We start from the raw sequence: 16,798 nt of genomic DNA, 5'->3' as shown, positions 1-16,798 counted from the left end.
AATGTAAGATCGCGGAATCTCTCTATAATTAGCGTCAAAAGAAAAACATAAGTTACGATTTAGAAAATTGACTAAAGCCATCGCTATACTTTCGCTTGAAGACTGCAAGAATCAACCCTGAAGAATCAACCCGGAAAAGCTAAGTGAGCAGCATTTTACCGTCCAATCTGTATGACACACTGGTCTATGTCATTCCAGGATTTCTAATCGGCATTTCTTTGCTGTTTCTATTCTCACCAGAATCCCTAAGCCTAGATAACGACAAGATTGGACTTGGAATGCTGACCCTTTTTTTGATTCTGTCCTATGTATTGGGCATCATCGTTCATCGGCTCTCAGGAGCGGTCATCTATCCGCTGTACTACCTGTTTGGAGAGGGAGTCCTAGAGGGGATTATTAGAGACTTTCCAGATATAAAAACGGTTCGAGCGCTGATCGACAGCAGCCTGGAAATTACTCCCCTGGGCGATGTTGACTACTATCGATATGCATCGCTCATTGTCTATGAAAAGCTGCCTAAAACCGCCGAAATCGCTGAAAAGATGATGGCTATGAGTACGATGTCCAGGAGCCTTCTCATCTGCTTCCCCATTTTTGCCCTATCTGCAACAAAGGCGTTTACCCGAAAGTTTTCCAAGAGGATGGAACTCTCAATTTTCTTGTTTTTGGGTGTTGTTTTGCTATTTATCGAGGTTGTCTTGCTGAGGAGTTTTTTGTCCTATTGGTCTTCTTCTGTATGGGAAGTTTTGAGGGGATATATCGTCTATAGTAAGCTGGAGAATTAGGATAAAGCTGTCCTGAAGATTGATTCAAGTCCCAATCCGAAATTAAGCCCCGATTCATCATCAGGTTGACTCACTATGCCCCTCCAGACACCACTCTTCTCTAGCCCGACGCAGTGGGTGCAGGTGCCCAACGGCGATTTGCAAATTGATGCTTATCTGGCGATGCCTGCGGGTGACGGGCCGTTTCCGGCGGTGGTGGTGATTCAGGAAATTTTTGGGGTAAACGAGCATATCCGCGACGTGACAGAGCGCATCGCAGGACTGGGCTACGTGGCGATCGCCCCCGCCATCTATCAGCGACTTGCGCCGGGGTTTGAGGCGGGCTATACGCCAGAAGACGTGAAGCAGGGACGGGTTTACAAAGAGCAGACGAAGCGAGAAGACCTGCTGAGTGATATCCAGGCGGCGATCGCCTTTTTGCACACGCTGCCCCAGGTCAAACCCGGCGGTGTTGGCTGCATCGGCTTTTGCTTTGGCGGGCATGTGGCGTATCTGGCGGCGACGCTGCCAGAAGTTCTGGCTACTGCATCTTTCTACGGGGCGGGCATCACCACTTGGTGTCCTGGCAACGGCATTCCCACCGTCAGCTACACGCCGGATATCAACGGCACGATCTATCTATTCTTTGGCAAAGAGGATGCCAGCATTCCCCAAGAGCAGGTAGATCAAATCGAATCGACCCTCCAGGAAAACTACATCGCGCATCGCATCTTTCGCTACGACGGTGCGGGGCACGGCTTCTTCTGCGATCGCCGGCTCGACTATCGGCCCGAAGCGGCTGCTGATGCCTGGGAAAAAGTCCAGCAGCTTTTTCAACAGCTTCAGACCGACAGCGAGACCGACAGCGAGACTGACAGCGACACCGACAGCGAGTAGTAGGCTGCGATTCCGAACCGCTACTCTGGATCGAGTCATCGGAAACGCCAGCGCTTCTGCTGCTAAAGGCTGAAGTTGGCAGCTGCTTCTCCGGGCATGACCAGCGGCAGCGTTTCAATAAACTCCACCAAATCGTTCATCTGGCTGTAGGGACGACCAATAAAGTATCGACTTTCGACCCAGTACAGAAGGCGATTGTCCATCATGCTGATGCGGAGGGTGCAGCCCCGGTCTTCCGCGAGGCGAAACACGTCTGCAATATTCACGGTACTACCAATCATGTGAGTCTTGACTCCATCTAGGCTTGGACTAAGTTTGGATGAACCTACGGCTGAGGGGATATGCGAACGACTCAGCGTTCCATGTCAGTGAGATTTGGCAACTGTTGCGGGGTCTTAGAACAAAAAAGGTTCTTTGGATTTTGCATGTCCGTGGTTTTGCGGCAGGCGTTCCGAGAACCTGAGCAGAGACATTCCTGAATGATCCTATTTTTTATATTTTTTTAATCTTTAGGACTCCGTAGTTTCAACGATTTTTTCTTTGCAGACAAGCTTTTCTCCGTGGAATACGCAGGTATCAGTATTTGGAGTGAAAGATTTTAATCAGTAGCTACGCAATTACGACGAATTTCTGGGGTTTTGGATTATTTTCTATCAACTTCCATAGACTGAATCCACTAGAAATCATTGAACCTTGCCGAGCCTGAATGGTGTGAGGGACTGCTAAAGTAGCGACCTGAAGTCGCGATTTGAGACTAGTATCTAGGTATTACTCAGTTCAATCCCCGCAGGTTCGCTATGACGCTCAAGCCTTCCCAGATTTTGCAACTGCTGGATGCTCGACGAGAGCAGTTCACCGCGTTTGACCAGTCGGCGGTGCAGCAGTTTCAGCGCTATCGGGCGGCACTGTGCCAGTTTTGCCAGCTTTCTGACGAAGGGCGATCGCACTTGCTGGCCCAATATCCGGGCAATGACCTGGGCGCACGGCCGATCGAAAGCCTGTCCGACGCGCCGCAGTGTGTCGTGCCCTGGCCGTTTCAGTGGGATAACCGAGAGCAGAGTTTGGCCTGGGCCCGCGATCGCCTGCTGAATGTCACCACCTTTGCTGTCGATGGGTCGCAGATTTACCCCGGCAAAGACCTGTCGATTCCTGTGGCGCTGGTGCAAATTGGCTGGTATGAAAATCGCCACAGTCCCAGTGGAGCCTACGAAAAGGACGTGGCGGTAGACCTGATGACCCCACAGGATTTGCGCGAGGGTGGCCAGGGCAACCCGGTGGATCGGCGGGTGAATATGCGGCGATTTCAGCTTGAGACGCAGCGGCTGACGGAGTACATCCAGAGCCGCAAAGCGCAATCACAGAGCCTCTCCGAGAAAACGCTGGTGTTTCTAGATGGGTCGATGGTGGCCAGCTTTGCGGAGCCGTTTGACGAGGCAAACCAGCAGTTTTACGTAGACTGCCTGCTGCCGCTGCTGCACGCCAGCGAAGCCCAGCGAGTGCCCTTGGTAGCCTACATCGACACGTCCTATGCCGATGACCTGGTGCGGATGCTGCGACTGTTGTATGACCTGGAGCCAGCCGACGCGATTCACGACGCGCAGATTTTGAACGCGCTGATGCGCTGGGGCGATCGCACGCCGCTGTTTCTCTGCGAGCGGCCGGGCATTTTAAGCCGCTATGGCCACCATCGCCGCCGGATTGCCTTTACGTATTTGAAAACCACCCGCGACACCTATCCGGCTCGGCTGGAACTCCCGCTGTGGGTGGTGGAGGCGGGTCTGGCGGACACCGTGATCGACTGGGTGCGGGCGGAGGTGATCGCAGGGGGCGGCTACCCCTACGCCATCGAAACGGCGGATCAGACTGCGGTGCTGCAAGTGGGCGATCGCCAGTTGTTCTTTCGCCTGCTGCAAGAATGGGCTGACCAGCAGGGGCTAGACCTGCGCTTTTCTCGCAAGATGGTGAGCAAGGCCCGGCGGCGCTAGCTCCACCAGCCCGTAGCCGATTCGAGGAATTCAGGATCAATAAAATTTTCTAGAGATTATCCCCAAACGGCCCGCAATGACGCTATCTATGAGGTCGGGACTCTCCAGCGTACACCCTGGTGGAGAGCTACCGTGAGGAGAGCCATTCATGCAAAAGATTGGGCAGACCATTGCCGCTGCTGGCGTTTGGGTGCTGCTGGGGTTCCGGTGGGGCGAGATGCCAGGCGGGGCGATCGCCCTGGCCCAGGCGGTTTCGCCTCAGCTTGCGCCGACCCAGCCAGAGCGCGATTCGCAAAGCGATCCCTACAGGGATCGCCTGCCCGCGCCGACCCTACCCGCCGTTCCCCTGTCGCCCGAAGAGCAGTCGCCCATTCTGTCGCCTCCCGATGGATTTCCCCAGCCGCTGCCGACGGATGAAACCGTGCAGATTCCCATCCGGCGGATTGAGGTGCGGGGCAGCACGGTGTTTACCGAACCAGACTTTGCGCCGATTGTGCAGCCCTACGAAGGGCGATCGCTCACGCTGCGGGAACTGCGCGACATTGCCGACCAGCTCACCCAGCTCTATCTTGACCAAGGCTACCTAACCTCGCGGGCCATTCTGGGCGACCAACTCGTGGCCGATGGTGTGGTGCAATACCGCATTGTAGAGGGCAGCCTGGAGCGCATCGAGGTGGAAGGAACCAATCGTCTCCATCCCGACTATGTGCGGAGCCGCATCTTGCTGGGCGCAACCACGCCGCTGAATCAGGCGCGACTAGAAGACCAACTGCGGCTGCTGCGGCTGAATCCGCTGTTTGAAACCGTAGAAGCCAGCCTGCGGGCGGGCAGCGGGCTGGGGCAGAGTATCCTGGTGGTGCGCGTGACGGAGGCGCGTCCCGTCAGCGGCTTTGTCAGTGTGGATAACTATTCGCCTCCCGGTGTCGGCTCCGAGCGGCTGGGCGCGGAGCTGGTGGCTCGCAACCTGACGGGCTGGGGCGACGAGCTTTCGGGGACGTACTATCGCAGCACTACGGGCGGGTCGAGCAGCTTCGACTTTGCCTATCGCCTGTCGCTCAACCCGATGGATGGCACGGTGCAACTGCGCTACGCCCCCAGCGAATATCGCATCACTGACCCGGAATTTGTAGACCTCGACCTCAGCGGCAGTGCCGATGAATACGAACTCAGCTTTCGCCAGCCCTTGTTCAAAACGCCCCGCGAAGAATTTGCCCTGTCGCTGAGTCTGCTGCACCGCGACGGCAGCTCGTTTTTTAGTGACAATCGCTTTTTTGAGGATTTTTTGCTGAAGAGCGAATCTACCAGCCTGATTGCCTTTGGGCAGGATTTTGTGCGGCGAGATGCGTCAGGGGCCTGGGCGCTGCAATCGACGCTGAATGTGGGCGTGGGGCTGCTGGATGCGGATGTGGGGGGCGATCGCGACAGTTTGTTTGTCTATTGGCTGGGACGGGCGCAGCGGGTGCAGATTTTGCAGCCGGGGAACGTGCTGATCGTGCAGGCGGATGTGCAGCTTTCGGGCGATCGCCTCCCGGCCTCGCAACAGTTGGCGATCGGCGGCGGACAATCCCTGCGGGGCTATCGGCAAAATGCGCTGCTGGGCGACAGCGGCTTTCGCGTCTCGGTGGAAGATCGCATCACGCTGGGGCGCAACGAAGCGGGGGAATCGGTGTTTCAGGTTGCGCCGTTTGTGGATGCGGGAGCCGTCTGGCTGAACGGCGAAGACGACGATAGCCCGTTTCTCATCGGGGCGGGCGTGGGGCTGCTGTGGGAAGCGCTGCCCCGGCTCAACCTGCGGCTAGACTTTGCCATTCCCATCACCGAGTTTGACGGCGCAGGCAAAAACGCCCAGGATCGAGGGTTCTATTTTTCCGTAGACTATCGGTTCTAATGGGTGGTTTTAATGAGTCTGCTGCGCGTTCACGAAGTGTCTCGCAGAGAATCACACCCTTAATGTTTCCGATGAGAAATTATGAGAATAGGTATGGGAGATGGGTTGGTTTCCGTGCCCTACTCTTCCAAGACTTCCACCAAATCTTCAATCGGAATTTCAAAAGCGCGGGCAAGTTTCAGAAGCGCGGTGTAGTCGATCGTTGAAAGGCTAGGAGCGGAGGCATAATTTGTGACCGTGCTATAGGGAATTCCGGTTCTATGCGAAACTTCTTTCAGCGTCCACTGCTTCTCAGACGCTAACTCTCGGATTTTTAGCCTGATCCGCCCCATCCGCTTGACAGAAACTACGATCGTAGTTTTGAATAGTCTGAACATCAAAAAGCGATCGCACTCAAGTTTTCGAGGCTAGAAGTGCGATCGCTGTACCTTATTACAGGTGACACCATGATAACCCCAAAGTCCGTACCCGATTTACTGCGGGTGCCCGTTCCGATTGCGCCCGATCAGCAGCCCGTCCGCATCTTGCTCTGCGGCGTGTTGCCAGGAGTGAATCACATCGTTCATCAACTTCATGTCCGCCGCTTTGCCGAAGCGGGCGAGTGGTCGCCGCCGCTGCCCTCGCCTGTGCAGGGTGAAGTCATTCGCATTTTGGTGCGCTATTGGCGGAGCGCAGACTGACGTAGCCCTCGCCCCTCTGTCTCTCTCAGCAAAGGCGAGGGGCGAGTCCAGGTGGCGATCGCCCTTACTGACGCACCGGAATCTGAATCATAAACTCAGTGCCCTGGCCCACTTCTGAGCAGCAGCGCAGCGTACCCTGATGCCGCTCTGTGATGATTTGGTAGCTGATCGAGAGGCCCATGCCCGTTCCTTTGCCGACGGGTTTGGTCGTAAAGAATGGGTCAAATAGCCGCTGTTGGACGGCAGCAGACATGCCGATGCCGTTGTCGGCAATGCGAATTGCAATCGAACTGGGGTCAACCTGTTCGGTCTGGATCGTGATCATCGGCCCGCCAGAAGAGTCTGCGGGGCGATCGCCCAAGTTGGGCAGCATGTTTGGGTTCCAGCGGCCGAGCGCGTAGGATTCCTCTAGCGCATCGATGGCATTTGCCAGAATGTTCATAAACACCTGATTCAGTTGGCCGGCGTAGCATTCCACCAAAGGTAAGATGCCATAGTGCTTATTGACCTGAATTTCTGGGCGATCGCCCTTGGCTTTCAGGCGATTTTGCAAAATCATCAGCGTGCTGTCGATGCCCTCGTGAATGTCCACTGCCTTGCACTCCGCCTCGTCCATGCGAGAAAACGTCCGCAGCGAAGCCACAATCTTCTGAATCCGCTCGGCCCCCACCCGCATCGACGACAGCAGCTTGGGCAAATCTGCGAGTAGGAAATCTAAATCGACGTGCTGAATCTCTTGCTGAACCGCAGGCACTGGGTTGGGATAGTGCTGCTGATACAGCCGAACCAAGTTCAGCAAATCCTGTGTGTAGGCGTTGGCGTGGGCCAGGTTCCCGTAGATAAAATTCACGGGATTGTTAATTTCATGCGCCACACCGGCCACCAATTGCCCCAAGGATGACATTTTCTCGCTCTGCACCAGTTGCGATTGGGTGCGCTGTAGCTCTCGCAGTGCTTCTTCTAGCTCCTGGGTTCGCTGTCGCAGTTGAGCTTCCGACTGGCGCAGCGCCGCTTCCGATTTTCGCCGCTCGGTGATATCGTGCATCGCCACCACTGCGCCAATCTTGTGCCCGCTTGCGTCAAATAGCGGGTCACCGCTGGCCAGAATGTAGCGCGTTTCCTGGCCCTGAGCGGCGATCGCCATGCCCGCCTGCCGCACCGACTCGCCCTGAAATGCCCGCAGCAGCGGAATCCGTTCGGTCGCCAGCGGCGTTACGCCATCTGCTTCGTAGAGGTCATATAGCGTCGCCCACAATTCTGGCGGCACCTCTCGCGGGTCGCAGCCATGCCACTCGCGGGCCGCCCGGTTAAACAACTTTAGCCGCCCCTCGGCATCGCAGGCCACCACGCCATCCGACACGTTTTCCACGACTACCTGGGTAAATTCCTGCTCTCGCTGGAGTTGCAGCACCGTCGCCTGGAGTTCCAGCGTGCGTTCCTTGACGACTGATTCCAGCGCGGCTTTTGCCTTCCGCAACTGCGCCTCAGACTGTTTGCGATCGCGGATATCCACAATCGTAGAGCGGCTCATCACGTAGTTGCCGTCTGCGTCGTAGACCGCAGTGCTATTCAGCAGCACAGGTAAGATAGAGCCATCGGCACACACCAGGTCAAATTCCACATCTTTCGCTTCGCCTCGCCGCTTAAACTCTTCAAATCCCGCCTGAAACTGGGCAATCCCTTCTGGAGTCAGCAACTCTGTGACATGCATCTTACCCACCACTTGCTCGCGGGTATAGCCCAGCCACGCCAGTTCTGTGTCGTTGATCTGGATAATCATGCCGTCTGGATCGATCGAGTGATAGCCGCAGGGCGCGTGATTGTACAAATCGGCAATTTCATTCGCGTATTGCTGGAGAGACGCTTCGACCTGCCGATGGTGAGCTTCTGCCTGCCTGAGCTGCTCAACTTCCTGGATAAGGGCACGATTGGCCTGCGTCAGGTGTTGCAGCTTCTGCTCTAGCGCCTGATTCTGCCGCTGCAAGGTTTCCCATTCCAAGGCTTGATCGGTTTGCTCAGGCATATTCACGGGTAGATTCACCATCGATGCTAATCAGAGATTGAAATTGGCTTTCATGACTGATCTAAAATTTCCCTATTCGAGGGAATTCTGAACACCGAGGACAGTTATAGGGTTGCAATTTATACAATCTAAATTTCTCTGTACGTTCTCTATAAGCGTCCTTTACTAAAGCGGCTTTGTCCCAGCGCAGTTAGAGATTCTCGCTTGCTGTGACTGGGGCAGCAGTTCACCCAGCCGTCGCCCCAAGAACGGCGGCTAACCCAAGTTACCTTGCTAGAATGACCGTGAATTAACGATGACCGTAAATCCCAGAGACAGCCTGATCTCTCCAGTATGACGGCGGAACGACTCATCAAAATTCCTCCTTTAGAGAGCGGCGATCGCCTGACCCGTGATGAGTTCGAGCGGCGCTATCGGGCCATGCCAAACCTCAAAAAAGCTGAACTGATCGAAGGAGTGGTTTACGTGGCATCCCCACTGCGTGCCGAAGCTCATGGCAAGCCGCACGGCGACATCATGGGCTGGCTGTGGACGTATAAAGCCGCTACTCCGGGCATTGAGCTTTACGATAATCCCACGGTGCGCCTAGATGCAGACAATGAACCCCAGCCTGATGCAATATTGCGGCTCAAGGAAGGGGGAGGCTCCTGGATTCATGAAGAGGACTATATCGAAGGTTCCCCCGAATTAGTTGTTGAAGTTGCCGCCAGTAGCGCATCCTACGACCTGCACGACAAGCTTCGAGTCTATCGCCGCAATGGGATTCAAGAGTACATTGTCTGGCGCACCTACAGCCAGCAGATTGATTGGTTCTGCCTGGAGGCTGGAGAATATCGATTGCTCGCCGCCAATGCGTCGGGTATTCTGTGCAGCCGGGAGTTTCCGGGCCTGTGGTTAGCAAGTGAAGCTCTAATATCTGGCGATCTCAGCCTGGTGCTTCAGGTTCTTCAAGCTGGCATTGGCAGCCCAGAACACCAGGCGTTTTTGAGTGCGCTTCGTTGACACTCAGATCTGACTAGAACTGACGCAATTGGCGGATGGTTTGCGGGCCGAGTTTGCAGGGGGGCTTAGCTGCTAGGAAGATTGACGATCGCCATCGACACAGCGCGATATTGGCGGGCGATCGCCTCTGGAGTCACGCCCAGTGTCGGCTGGCCAAAGGCATAGGGCCGCGTTTCGTGCAGCACCACCAGCAGATCGTTTGGGTCAAGAATATAGGACAAGCTGCGAACGATGTCGCCGTGCAGCGGATAGACCGAATCCTTCAGTTCGCTTTTGAGGGAATCGAGGTGATTGGTGGCGATCGCCTCGTCTGACATGGCCAGCCCCAGCACAAAGGTCGCCTTTAGCCCCGTCGCCAGCCCCTTCACCAGCGCCAGCGCATCGGCAAACTGCGGCGAGGCAAAGTCTTCCGCCGTCACCACCAGCAGCACCCGCTTCACCGTGTTCATCGGCTGCATCAGTCGCGTCACCAAAACGGGAATGCCTGCCCGCCGCACCACGTTGTCGATCACGCTGCCAAACAGGTGATCCCGGTAAGTAGAAAACCCCTTCCAGCCGCAGACGATCAGGTTCGCATCCCGCTCCTGCGCCGTTCGCAAGATGCCCCGGTCGATCGCGTCATCGATGCGTCCGATGGGTTCCACCTTTGCAGCGGCAGCGTTGGCCAAGGTTTCTGCTGCGCCCAACAGCATGGCTTGCTGGCTGCGATCTGCCGCTGTCACCCAGTCTTGCGAATCGGGCAGGACGTGCAGCGGCAGCAGCGTCCCCTCCGTCGAGCAGACCAAAATCAGCGCCAGTTGCAGCAGGTTTGCTTCCGTATCGGGATTCGCCACGGGCACCAGCACCCGCAGCGGCACAGTTTTCAGTTCTTTCTGAGAATCGGCCACCAGCGTTGAGGCGGGTTCGGCAGCCATGTCGGAGGCAACGGGGATGCGATCGCCCCAGCGCGAGGTAATCCACGGCGACGCGATGCAAGTCACCAAAATCATCATGATCGTGCCATTCACGGTCGGCTGATCCACGAGTTCGATATTGTAGGCAACGGTGATTGCCGCCAGGGTGGAAGCCGCCTGCGCCACCGACAGCCCAAACATGACCATCATGCTGGGGGGGCTGAGGCGAAACCACTTGGCTGTCATCCAGGCAGGCAGATACTTCGCCACAATCGCCACGCCCACCATCACCGCCGCCACCGCAATCGACTTGGGTTCCTGAAGCAGAATCAGCGGATTCACCAGCATCCCCACTGAAATCAGAAAAAACGGCACAAATAGGCTGTTGCCGATGAACTGAATCCGGTTCATTAGTGGGCTGAACTGGGGGATCAGGGGGGCGATCGCCACGCCCGCCAAAAACGCGCCGATAATCGGCTCAATCTCGATTAGCCGAGCCACGTAGGACACCAAAAACAGCGCCGCCACCACAAAGGTAAATTCGGCCCCTTCGTCGTGTCCAAACCGCTGAAAAAACCAGCGCCCGATGCGCGGCACGCCCCACAGCGTCGCAAAGGTATACAGCGCCAGCGACGGGATTAGAAATAGCCAAAAGCTGAGCGTTAGGTCGCCCTGGTGCGCCTTTACCACCACCGCCAGCACCAGCAGCGCCAGTACGTTGGTAATCAGCGTGCCACCCAGCGTAATCGTGACGGTCTGCGTCCGCATGATGCCCAGCTTGCTAGCAATGGGCAGAGACAGCAGCGTGTGCGAGGCAAAACAGGATGCAACCAGGATTGCCGCCAAAAACGAGTAGCCCAACAGCAACATCGCCACCGTGCCCATGATCATGGGAATCAGAAACGTGGCCATGCCAAAGGAAACGGCCCCTTTCGCATTGGTCTTCAGGTCATCCAGGCTGGTTTCCAGCCCCGCCATAAACATCAGAAACAGCAGCCCTACGGTTCCCAGCAGAACGATTGTGCTGTCGCGCTCCAAAATGTTCAGCCCGTAGGGCCCCACAATCAGCCCTGCCAAAATCAGCCCCACGATTCCCGGTAGCCGAATCCGCTCAAACACCAGCGGCGATATCAGCATGATGGCGATAATCACCAAAAACACTGCCACCGGGTCGGTAATCGGCCGGAAAATGAACGCCACGAGGGCAGGTTGAAGAACCACAGGCAACCCTTGGATGTGCAAACGTGTCAGCCTCATCCTAATCTGCCTGTTGGAATTCTTCACCCTCCTCTCAGGAGGAAATTCCCCCTGTCAGCCAGAGCGCCAGCACGATGCCCAGTTCTACGCACAGAAACCCCGCCAGTGGACTGCCTAGCCAAAAGAGTAGCGCCGGGGCGATCGCCCGCCGCCGAAACAGGGAATACACATCCAACGCATAGGTGGAAAAGGTCGTGTAGGAGCCGAAAAAACCAACCATCAACAGGTGATCCAGATTGGGCAGCGCAAAGCGAATGCGAAACAGCCCCGCCGCCACGCCCATCAGCAGTGACCCAGACAGGTTCACCAGCAGCGTCCCCACGGGAAAGTCCAGCCCAAACCGCTGGGTGCAAAATCGGGTGACATAGTAGCGGCTCCATGCGCCCAGCACCGCGCCCAGGGAAATGAGCAGCACAGTTAGCGGTAGCGAATCTGATCCAGCAGACATGATGAGGGAGGGGTAGTTTGGATCAATCTTTGGGTCAATCTAGGCTGACAGGCGGAGCGATCGCCCTGGCGACCCACACCCCCAGCAGCAGGCTCCCGAACCCCAGCAGGGTACTCGCGCCCCAATATAGCCCGTCGGCCAACAGTTCTCGCCGATAGGCCAGCCGCGCCAGGTCTAGCTCATAGCTGGAAAAGGTGGTGTAGGAGCCGAGAAACCCGGTCGTCAGCATGAGCTGAAGTTCGGGCGCATGACCCAGCACCCGCTGGCTAAACAGCGTCGCCAATAGCCCCATGCCAAAACAGCCCGTCAGGTTGACCAGCAGCGTACCCAAGGGCAAGTCAGACCCGCCCCAGTGGGAAATCCAACTGCTGAGAAAGTAGCGGCTGAGGGCACCGAGGATAGCACCCAGGGCGATCGCCATTGGGGTTCGGAACGCGAGATTTTGCAGCATGGGTTTGCAGAAGGAGAGAGGGGCGATCGCCCCAGCACAGGTTGCTGGATCGAGGCTGCTTGATGAGAAGCAACCAGGAAGCATCATAGATCTTTTACAGATTTCTATAGATCCTTGCTGCTGACTTTGCTGCTGACTTTACTGCCCGATTTGCTGTTGGGGAGGGGGCGATCGCCGTTTGAATCCACTGTTTGTGCGACTGGCTCCTCGTCTGGATCTCCTAGATTAAACAAAAACGGCACACTCCCGGCATCCTTACCCATTACCAGCACGCGAGGCATCTGGGCACCCCCCTCTCGCCACGCCTCGATCGCCTCCTTTTGCAGCACCAGTTGCCCGCCTGCGCTTTTCAGCGTTTCTGCCAAAAGCCGCTGTGCTTCTGCCTTGCCCTTGGCGCGGTTGATTTCTGCCTGGGCCTCTTGCTGCGCCTGTTGGGCAATGTAAACCGCTCGCTGGGCCTGCTGTTCGGCAATTTGCTTGTCTTCTACCGCATGGGCAAATTCGTCTGAAAATTTGACATCCACCACGCTGGTATCCAGCAGCAAAATACCGTATTTCTCTAGCCGCTGGCTGAGGGCAATGTCAAAATCCTGCCTCAACTCCTCTCGCTGGGTAATGGATTCTTCGGCCGTGCGGCGGGCGGCGGCAATTTTGAAGGCTTCTTGAGTCTGAGGTGCAATGACTTTTGTGACAATGTTGGCTAATGTGCCCTGTTTGCGGCGAATTTCCACAATTCGCATGGGGTCAAGCCGGAAGTTAATCGCAAAACTGGCGGAAAGATACTGCAAATCCTTGGTGGAACTCTGGGCAGGCACTTCAAACTTTTGCACCGTGACATCGTAAATATCCACTTTAGAGACGAACGGCGGCTTCAGGTGGATGCCCTCCAGCAGCGTGCCGTCCTGGGCCTTGCCGAGAATGCTCAGCACGCCGGCCTGACCGGGATTAATCACCACGAAGGAATTGAATGCCAAAAAGAGGGCGATCGCCCCCGCCGCCAGCAAGCCCCAGGCTGTATTGGTCGGTGCAGATTTCATCATCCGTCAATGCTCCAAAACTTTCCTATACCTTGTTTCCACTATGCGCCAGGCAGATTCCAGATGGCAGTGTGAAATTAGGCTGAAATCAAGGGCAGGTAGCTCCTCAAGATACTCTGAGGCAGAAGTTTTGCCCCTAGTTTGTAGTGCAGACTTTAGTCTGCCTCCGAAAAGCCTTGAATCGGGCGACTGAAGTCGCCACTACGAACGAGTCACCACTACGAACCCTTGAATCGGGCGACTGAAGTCGCCACTACGAACGAGTCGCCACTACGAACGACCTTGCACTAGGTAGACCATCAAAGACAACCCGCCAGCTTGGGTAAGCTTGAATCAGTGCTGCAAAAATTGGGGACGATTCCTCACCCCAGCATCCCTCACTCCCTCTTTATCCATTCTCATGCCCACTCCCGAAGAAGCCCTCAAATTCTACTTCGGCTATGATGCCTTTCGCCCCGGACAGCGGGAGATCGTCGAAGCGGCGATCGCCCGACGCGACCAGCTTGTAATCATGCCAACGGGCGGCGGCAAGTCGATTTGCTACCAGCTTCCGGCGCTGCTGATGAACGGCGTGACGATTGTGGTGTCGCCGCTGATTGCGCTGATGCAGGATCAGGTGCAGGCGTTGCAAGACAACGGCATTGGCGCGGCGTTTTTGAATAGCAGCCTGGGGCTGGCGGAACTGCGATCGACGGAACAGGCGGTGCTGGCGGGCAAAATCAAGCTGCTGTATGTCGCGCCAGAGCGATTAATGGGCGATCGCTTCTTGCCGTTTTTGGAACGCATCGAAGCCGAAGTGGGCATTGCCGCCTTTGCCATCGACGAAGCCCACTGTTTGTCAGAATGGGGGCACGACTTTCGCCCGGAATATCGCCAGCTCAAAACCCTGCGCCAGCGCTATCCCGCCGTGCCAATGACAGCGCTGACGGCCACCGCCACCCGCCGCGTCCAGGAAGACATCGTTGCTCAACTCACCCTGCGGAACCCACGCATCCACGTCGCCAGCTTCAACCGCACCAACCTGTATTACGAAGTGCGCCCCAAGCGGCGCGATGTGTATCGCGACCTACTGCAACTGATTCGCCAAACCCCCGGCGCTGGAATCGTCTATTGCCTCAGCCGCAAAAAGGTAGACGAACTTGCCTTCCGGCTCCAGCAAGACGGCATCGAGGCGCTGCCCTATCATGCGATGCTGGAGAGCGAAACTCGCGCTGCGAATCAAACCCGCTTTATCCGCGATGATGTGCGCGTGATGGTGGCGACGGTCGCCTTTGGCATGGGCATCAACAAGCCCGACGTGCGGTTTGTGATTCACTACGACCTGCCGCGCAGCCTGGAAAATTATTATCAGGAAGCTGGCCGGGCGGGGCGCGATGGCGATCCGGCGAAATGCACGCTGTTCTTTGGCTATGGCGATTTGAACACAGTCGATTTTATGATTTCTCAGAAGGTCGATCCGATTACCGGAGCGCCCCTCGAAGACGAGCAGCGCATCGCCCGCCAGCAGTTGCGCCGCGTGGTGGACTATGCCGAAGGGACAGATTGCCGCCGCAAGATCCAGCTAGCGTACTTTGGCGAAAGCTTTGCGGGGCAGTGCGGCAACTGCGATAACTGCCTGCATCCGCAGCCAGTGGAAGATTGGACAATCGACGCACAAAAGTTTCTCTCCTGCGTAGCGCGGTGCAAAGAACGCTTTGGCATGAACCACCTGATCGACGTGCTGCGGGGCGCTCGCAGCCAAAAAGTGCTGCAATATGGGCATGACAAGCTTTCCACCTATGGCATTGGCAAAGACCGCAGCGCCGAAGCCTGGAAACACCTGGGGCGATCGCTCTTACACCAGGGCTTGATGGATGAAAGCAGCGACGGCTATTCCATCCCCAAGCTGAATGCCCAGAGTTGGGAAGTGATGCGCGGTCAGCGGACGGTAATGATTGCCCTGCCAGCGCGATCGCTCGACGAACCTGCCCCCGTGGGCGATCGCTTCTTGAAACAAACCGGGCCCAAAGCCGACAGCCTGTTTGAGCGCCTGCGCCAGTTGCGAAAGCGCCTCGCCGACGCGCAAAACGTTCCGCCCTACGTGGTCTTTTCGGATGTCAGCCTACGGCAAATGGCAGAGAAACAGCCGCACACGCTGCGTGAATTTTCGCGGATCTCTGGCGTGGGCAGCCGCAAGCTAGAGCAATACGGTGAAACGTTCGTCACCGAAATCCGTGACTTTTGCACAGAGCATGACATCCCGCTGCGATCGCCCAGCATCGGCACAATCCCCAGTGATTCTGAGGAAGATTCGTTTGACCCTGTACTTACCTATGCAAAACCGCCGCGCGATCGTAGTGAATCTCGTTCGGCACTGCGTCTTAAATCTGTGTCTCGCACGGTGTTTTATACGCTGGAGCTGCATCAGCAAGGTTTATCACCCGCAGAGATTGCCGAAAAACGCGGCTGCGGCATCCACACGATTTACAACCACCTGGATAAGTTACTGGAGGCGGGGCAGGCGGTGGATTTAGGTAAGCTAGTGGCGAGCGATCGCCAAGCAAAAATTGAACGGGCGATCGAAGCCGTGGGCACTGCGTCGCTCAAGGCGATTCACGAACACCTCCAAAATACGCTGGGCGAAACGATTGATTACGACTCGATTCGCCTCGTCCGTGCCACATGGCGACATACCAATCGCCAAGATAGCTAGAAACCAGCGAACATTTAGCCTCTATTTAACTTTCAGAAAACTCAATATTTTCGTAGAGGTTTGCAATCTGAACTTGCAAATCTAATGTGCGAAGTGAAAGGTTAAATTCTGGATCGTTATATTCAGAAAAAAGCCATTGATTTTCCGCAACTTTTACATGATGCTCAACGTGGATTTTATCCTGATCAATGAGCAGGTATTCCTGAAAGCTAGAGATGGTGCGATAAGCTGCAAATTTATCACCCCGATCATAGCTGCGGGTTGATTTGGACAACACCTCAGCAATAAGACAGGGATTCATCACCGTGTCTTTTTGCCCAGCTTGCAACTCTAGCGGCTTTGGCAAAACCATCACATCAGGATATGTATAGAAACTTGCGCCGGGAATCCAGAGCCGCTGATCAGCATAGAAGATCCGATGGTCTTTTCCTTTGAGGGCAGATTTAAGCAGAATATATAAGTTTCCTGCGATGTCATTGTGGTTTGGGGTGCCGCCCGTCATAGGAACAATTTCTCCATCGCGATATTCGTTGCGGGTTTCCGACGCAACTTCAAGTTCCAAATATTCTTCAGCGGTATAGCGTTTTGTCTCAGTTTGAGCCATCATGACAGGCTTACCTCCAAGATTTGAAATGGTTAGTTACCGGAAGCATCTGATAGACAATGCCAAATGGTACGAGACGGTGCGCCAGATGCGCTGAAAATCGGGTGTTGGCTGCCCCAAGTGTAACAGTGAGAGCGTGATCAAATGGGGCAAAGGGCGATCGCCCAGGTGCGGGTG

15 protein-coding genes are annotated in these 16,798 nt (G+C 55.9%); 7 read left to right on the top strand and 8 right to left on the bottom strand.

The window, feature by feature from the left end; genetic code table 11:
* Positions 1-143 precede the first annotated feature (143 nt).
* Positions 144-785, top strand: coding sequence for a hypothetical protein (locus IGS16_RS14685; RefSeq protein ID WP_297086649.1), 642 nt, complete (start codon positions 144-146; stop codon positions 783-785).
* A gap of 75 nt (positions 786-860) precedes the next feature.
* The gene (locus IGS16_RS14680; RefSeq protein ID WP_297086647.1) at positions 861-1,661 is read left to right on the top strand and encodes a dienelactone hydrolase family protein; all 801 of its coding nucleotides are present in this window, start codon (positions 861-863) and stop codon (positions 1,659-1,661) included.
* Between the two features lie 62 nt (positions 1,662-1,723).
* Here the strand turns inward: IGS16_RS14680 and IGS16_RS14675 are convergent, their stop codons facing one another.
* The gene (locus tag IGS16_RS14675; protein ID WP_068514648.1) at positions 1,724-1,942 is read right to left on the bottom strand and encodes a hypothetical protein; all 219 of its coding nucleotides are present in this window, start codon (positions 1,940-1,942) and stop codon (positions 1,724-1,726) included.
* 516 nt (positions 1,943-2,458) lie between these two features.
* On the opposite strand from IGS16_RS14675, the gene IGS16_RS14670 reads away from it, so the two are divergent.
* Positions 2,459-3,646, top strand: coding sequence for a DNA double-strand break repair nuclease NurA (locus tag IGS16_RS14670; protein WP_297086645.1), 1,188 nt, complete (start codon positions 2,459-2,461; stop codon positions 3,644-3,646).
* Positions 3,647-3,794: 148 nt separating this feature from the next.
* On the top strand, positions 3,795-5,534 hold the full coding sequence (locus IGS16_RS14665; protein WP_297086643.1) for a ShlB/FhaC/HecB family hemolysin secretion/activation protein: 1,740 nt from the start codon (positions 3,795-3,797) through the stop codon (positions 5,532-5,534).
* Positions 5,535-5,653: 119 nt separating this feature from the next.
* On the opposite strand, the gene IGS16_RS14660 is transcribed toward IGS16_RS14665, so the two are convergent.
* Complete coding sequence (locus IGS16_RS14660; RefSeq protein WP_297086899.1) at positions 5,654-5,866, bottom strand: helix-turn-helix transcriptional regulator; 213 nt, start codon at positions 5,864-5,866, stop codon at positions 5,654-5,656.
* A gap of 114 nt (positions 5,867-5,980) precedes the next feature.
* Here IGS16_RS14660 and IGS16_RS14655 point away from each other — a divergent pair, with 114 nt between their 5' ends.
* Positions 5,981-6,214 (top strand): hypothetical protein, encoded by a 234-nt coding sequence (locus tag IGS16_RS14655; RefSeq protein ID WP_297086641.1) that lies wholly within the window; start codon positions 5,981-5,983, stop codon positions 6,212-6,214.
* A gap of 64 nt (positions 6,215-6,278) precedes the next feature.
* Here the strand turns inward: IGS16_RS14655 and IGS16_RS14650 are convergent, their stop codons facing one another.
* Entirely contained in the window at positions 6,279-8,258 is a 1,980-nt protein-coding gene (locus tag IGS16_RS14650; protein WP_297086639.1) for a PAS domain S-box protein, read from the bottom strand.
* Between the two features lie 312 nt (positions 8,259-8,570).
* Here IGS16_RS14650 and IGS16_RS14645 point away from each other — a divergent pair, with 312 nt between their 5' ends.
* Positions 8,571-9,239, top strand: coding sequence for a Uma2 family endonuclease (locus IGS16_RS14645; protein ID WP_297086638.1), 669 nt, complete (start codon positions 8,571-8,573; stop codon positions 9,237-9,239).
* Between the two features lie 65 nt (positions 9,240-9,304).
* On the opposite strand, the gene IGS16_RS14640 is transcribed toward IGS16_RS14645, so the two are convergent.
* The 4 genes from IGS16_RS14640 to IGS16_RS14625 all read right to left on the bottom strand — a co-directional run bounded on the left by IGS16_RS14640 (position 9,305) and on the right by IGS16_RS14625 (position 13,325).
* Positions 9,305-11,389 (bottom strand): cation:proton antiporter, encoded by a 2,085-nt coding sequence (locus IGS16_RS14640; protein ID WP_367185797.1) that lies wholly within the window; start codon positions 11,387-11,389, stop codon positions 9,305-9,307.
* Positions 11,390-11,423: 34 nt separating this feature from the next.
* Complete coding sequence (crcB, locus tag IGS16_RS14635; RefSeq protein WP_297086634.1) at positions 11,424-11,837, bottom strand: fluoride efflux transporter CrcB; 414 nt, start codon at positions 11,835-11,837, stop codon at positions 11,424-11,426.
* Positions 11,838-11,871: 34 nt separating this feature from the next.
* Positions 11,872-12,288 carry a fluoride efflux transporter CrcB gene (gene crcB / locus IGS16_RS14630; RefSeq protein ID WP_297086632.1) on the bottom strand — a complete coding sequence of 139 codons (417 nt, stop codon included), beginning with the start codon at positions 12,286-12,288 and terminating at the stop codon, positions 11,872-11,874.
* Positions 12,289-12,392: 104 nt separating this feature from the next.
* Positions 12,393-13,325 (bottom strand): prohibitin family protein, encoded by a 933-nt coding sequence (locus tag IGS16_RS14625; protein ID WP_297086897.1) that lies wholly within the window; start codon positions 13,323-13,325, stop codon positions 12,393-12,395.
* A gap of 400 nt (positions 13,326-13,725) precedes the next feature.
* Here IGS16_RS14625 and recQ point away from each other — a divergent pair, with 400 nt between their 5' ends.
* Positions 13,726-16,017 (top strand): DNA helicase RecQ, encoded by a 2,292-nt coding sequence (gene recQ / locus IGS16_RS14620; protein ID WP_297086630.1) that lies wholly within the window; start codon positions 13,726-13,728, stop codon positions 16,015-16,017.
* A 25-nt stretch (positions 16,018-16,042) separates the two neighbouring features.
* On the opposite strand, the gene IGS16_RS14615 is transcribed toward recQ, so the two are convergent.
* Positions 16,043-16,624 carry a Uma2 family endonuclease gene (locus IGS16_RS14615; protein WP_297086628.1) on the bottom strand — a complete coding sequence of 194 codons (582 nt, stop codon included), beginning with the start codon at positions 16,622-16,624 and terminating at the stop codon, positions 16,043-16,045.
* Positions 16,625-16,798: the final 174 nt, after the last annotated feature.

The sequence above is a fragment of the Thermoleptolyngbya sp. C42_A2020_037 genome, assembly GCF_015272455.1.
Classification (GTDB): domain Bacteria; phylum Cyanobacteriota; class Cyanobacteriia; order Elainellales; family Elainellaceae; genus Thermoleptolyngbya.
The sequence above is the reverse complement of the archived record's forward strand: the minus strand, read 5'-3'. Positions and strand labels throughout refer to the sequence as shown.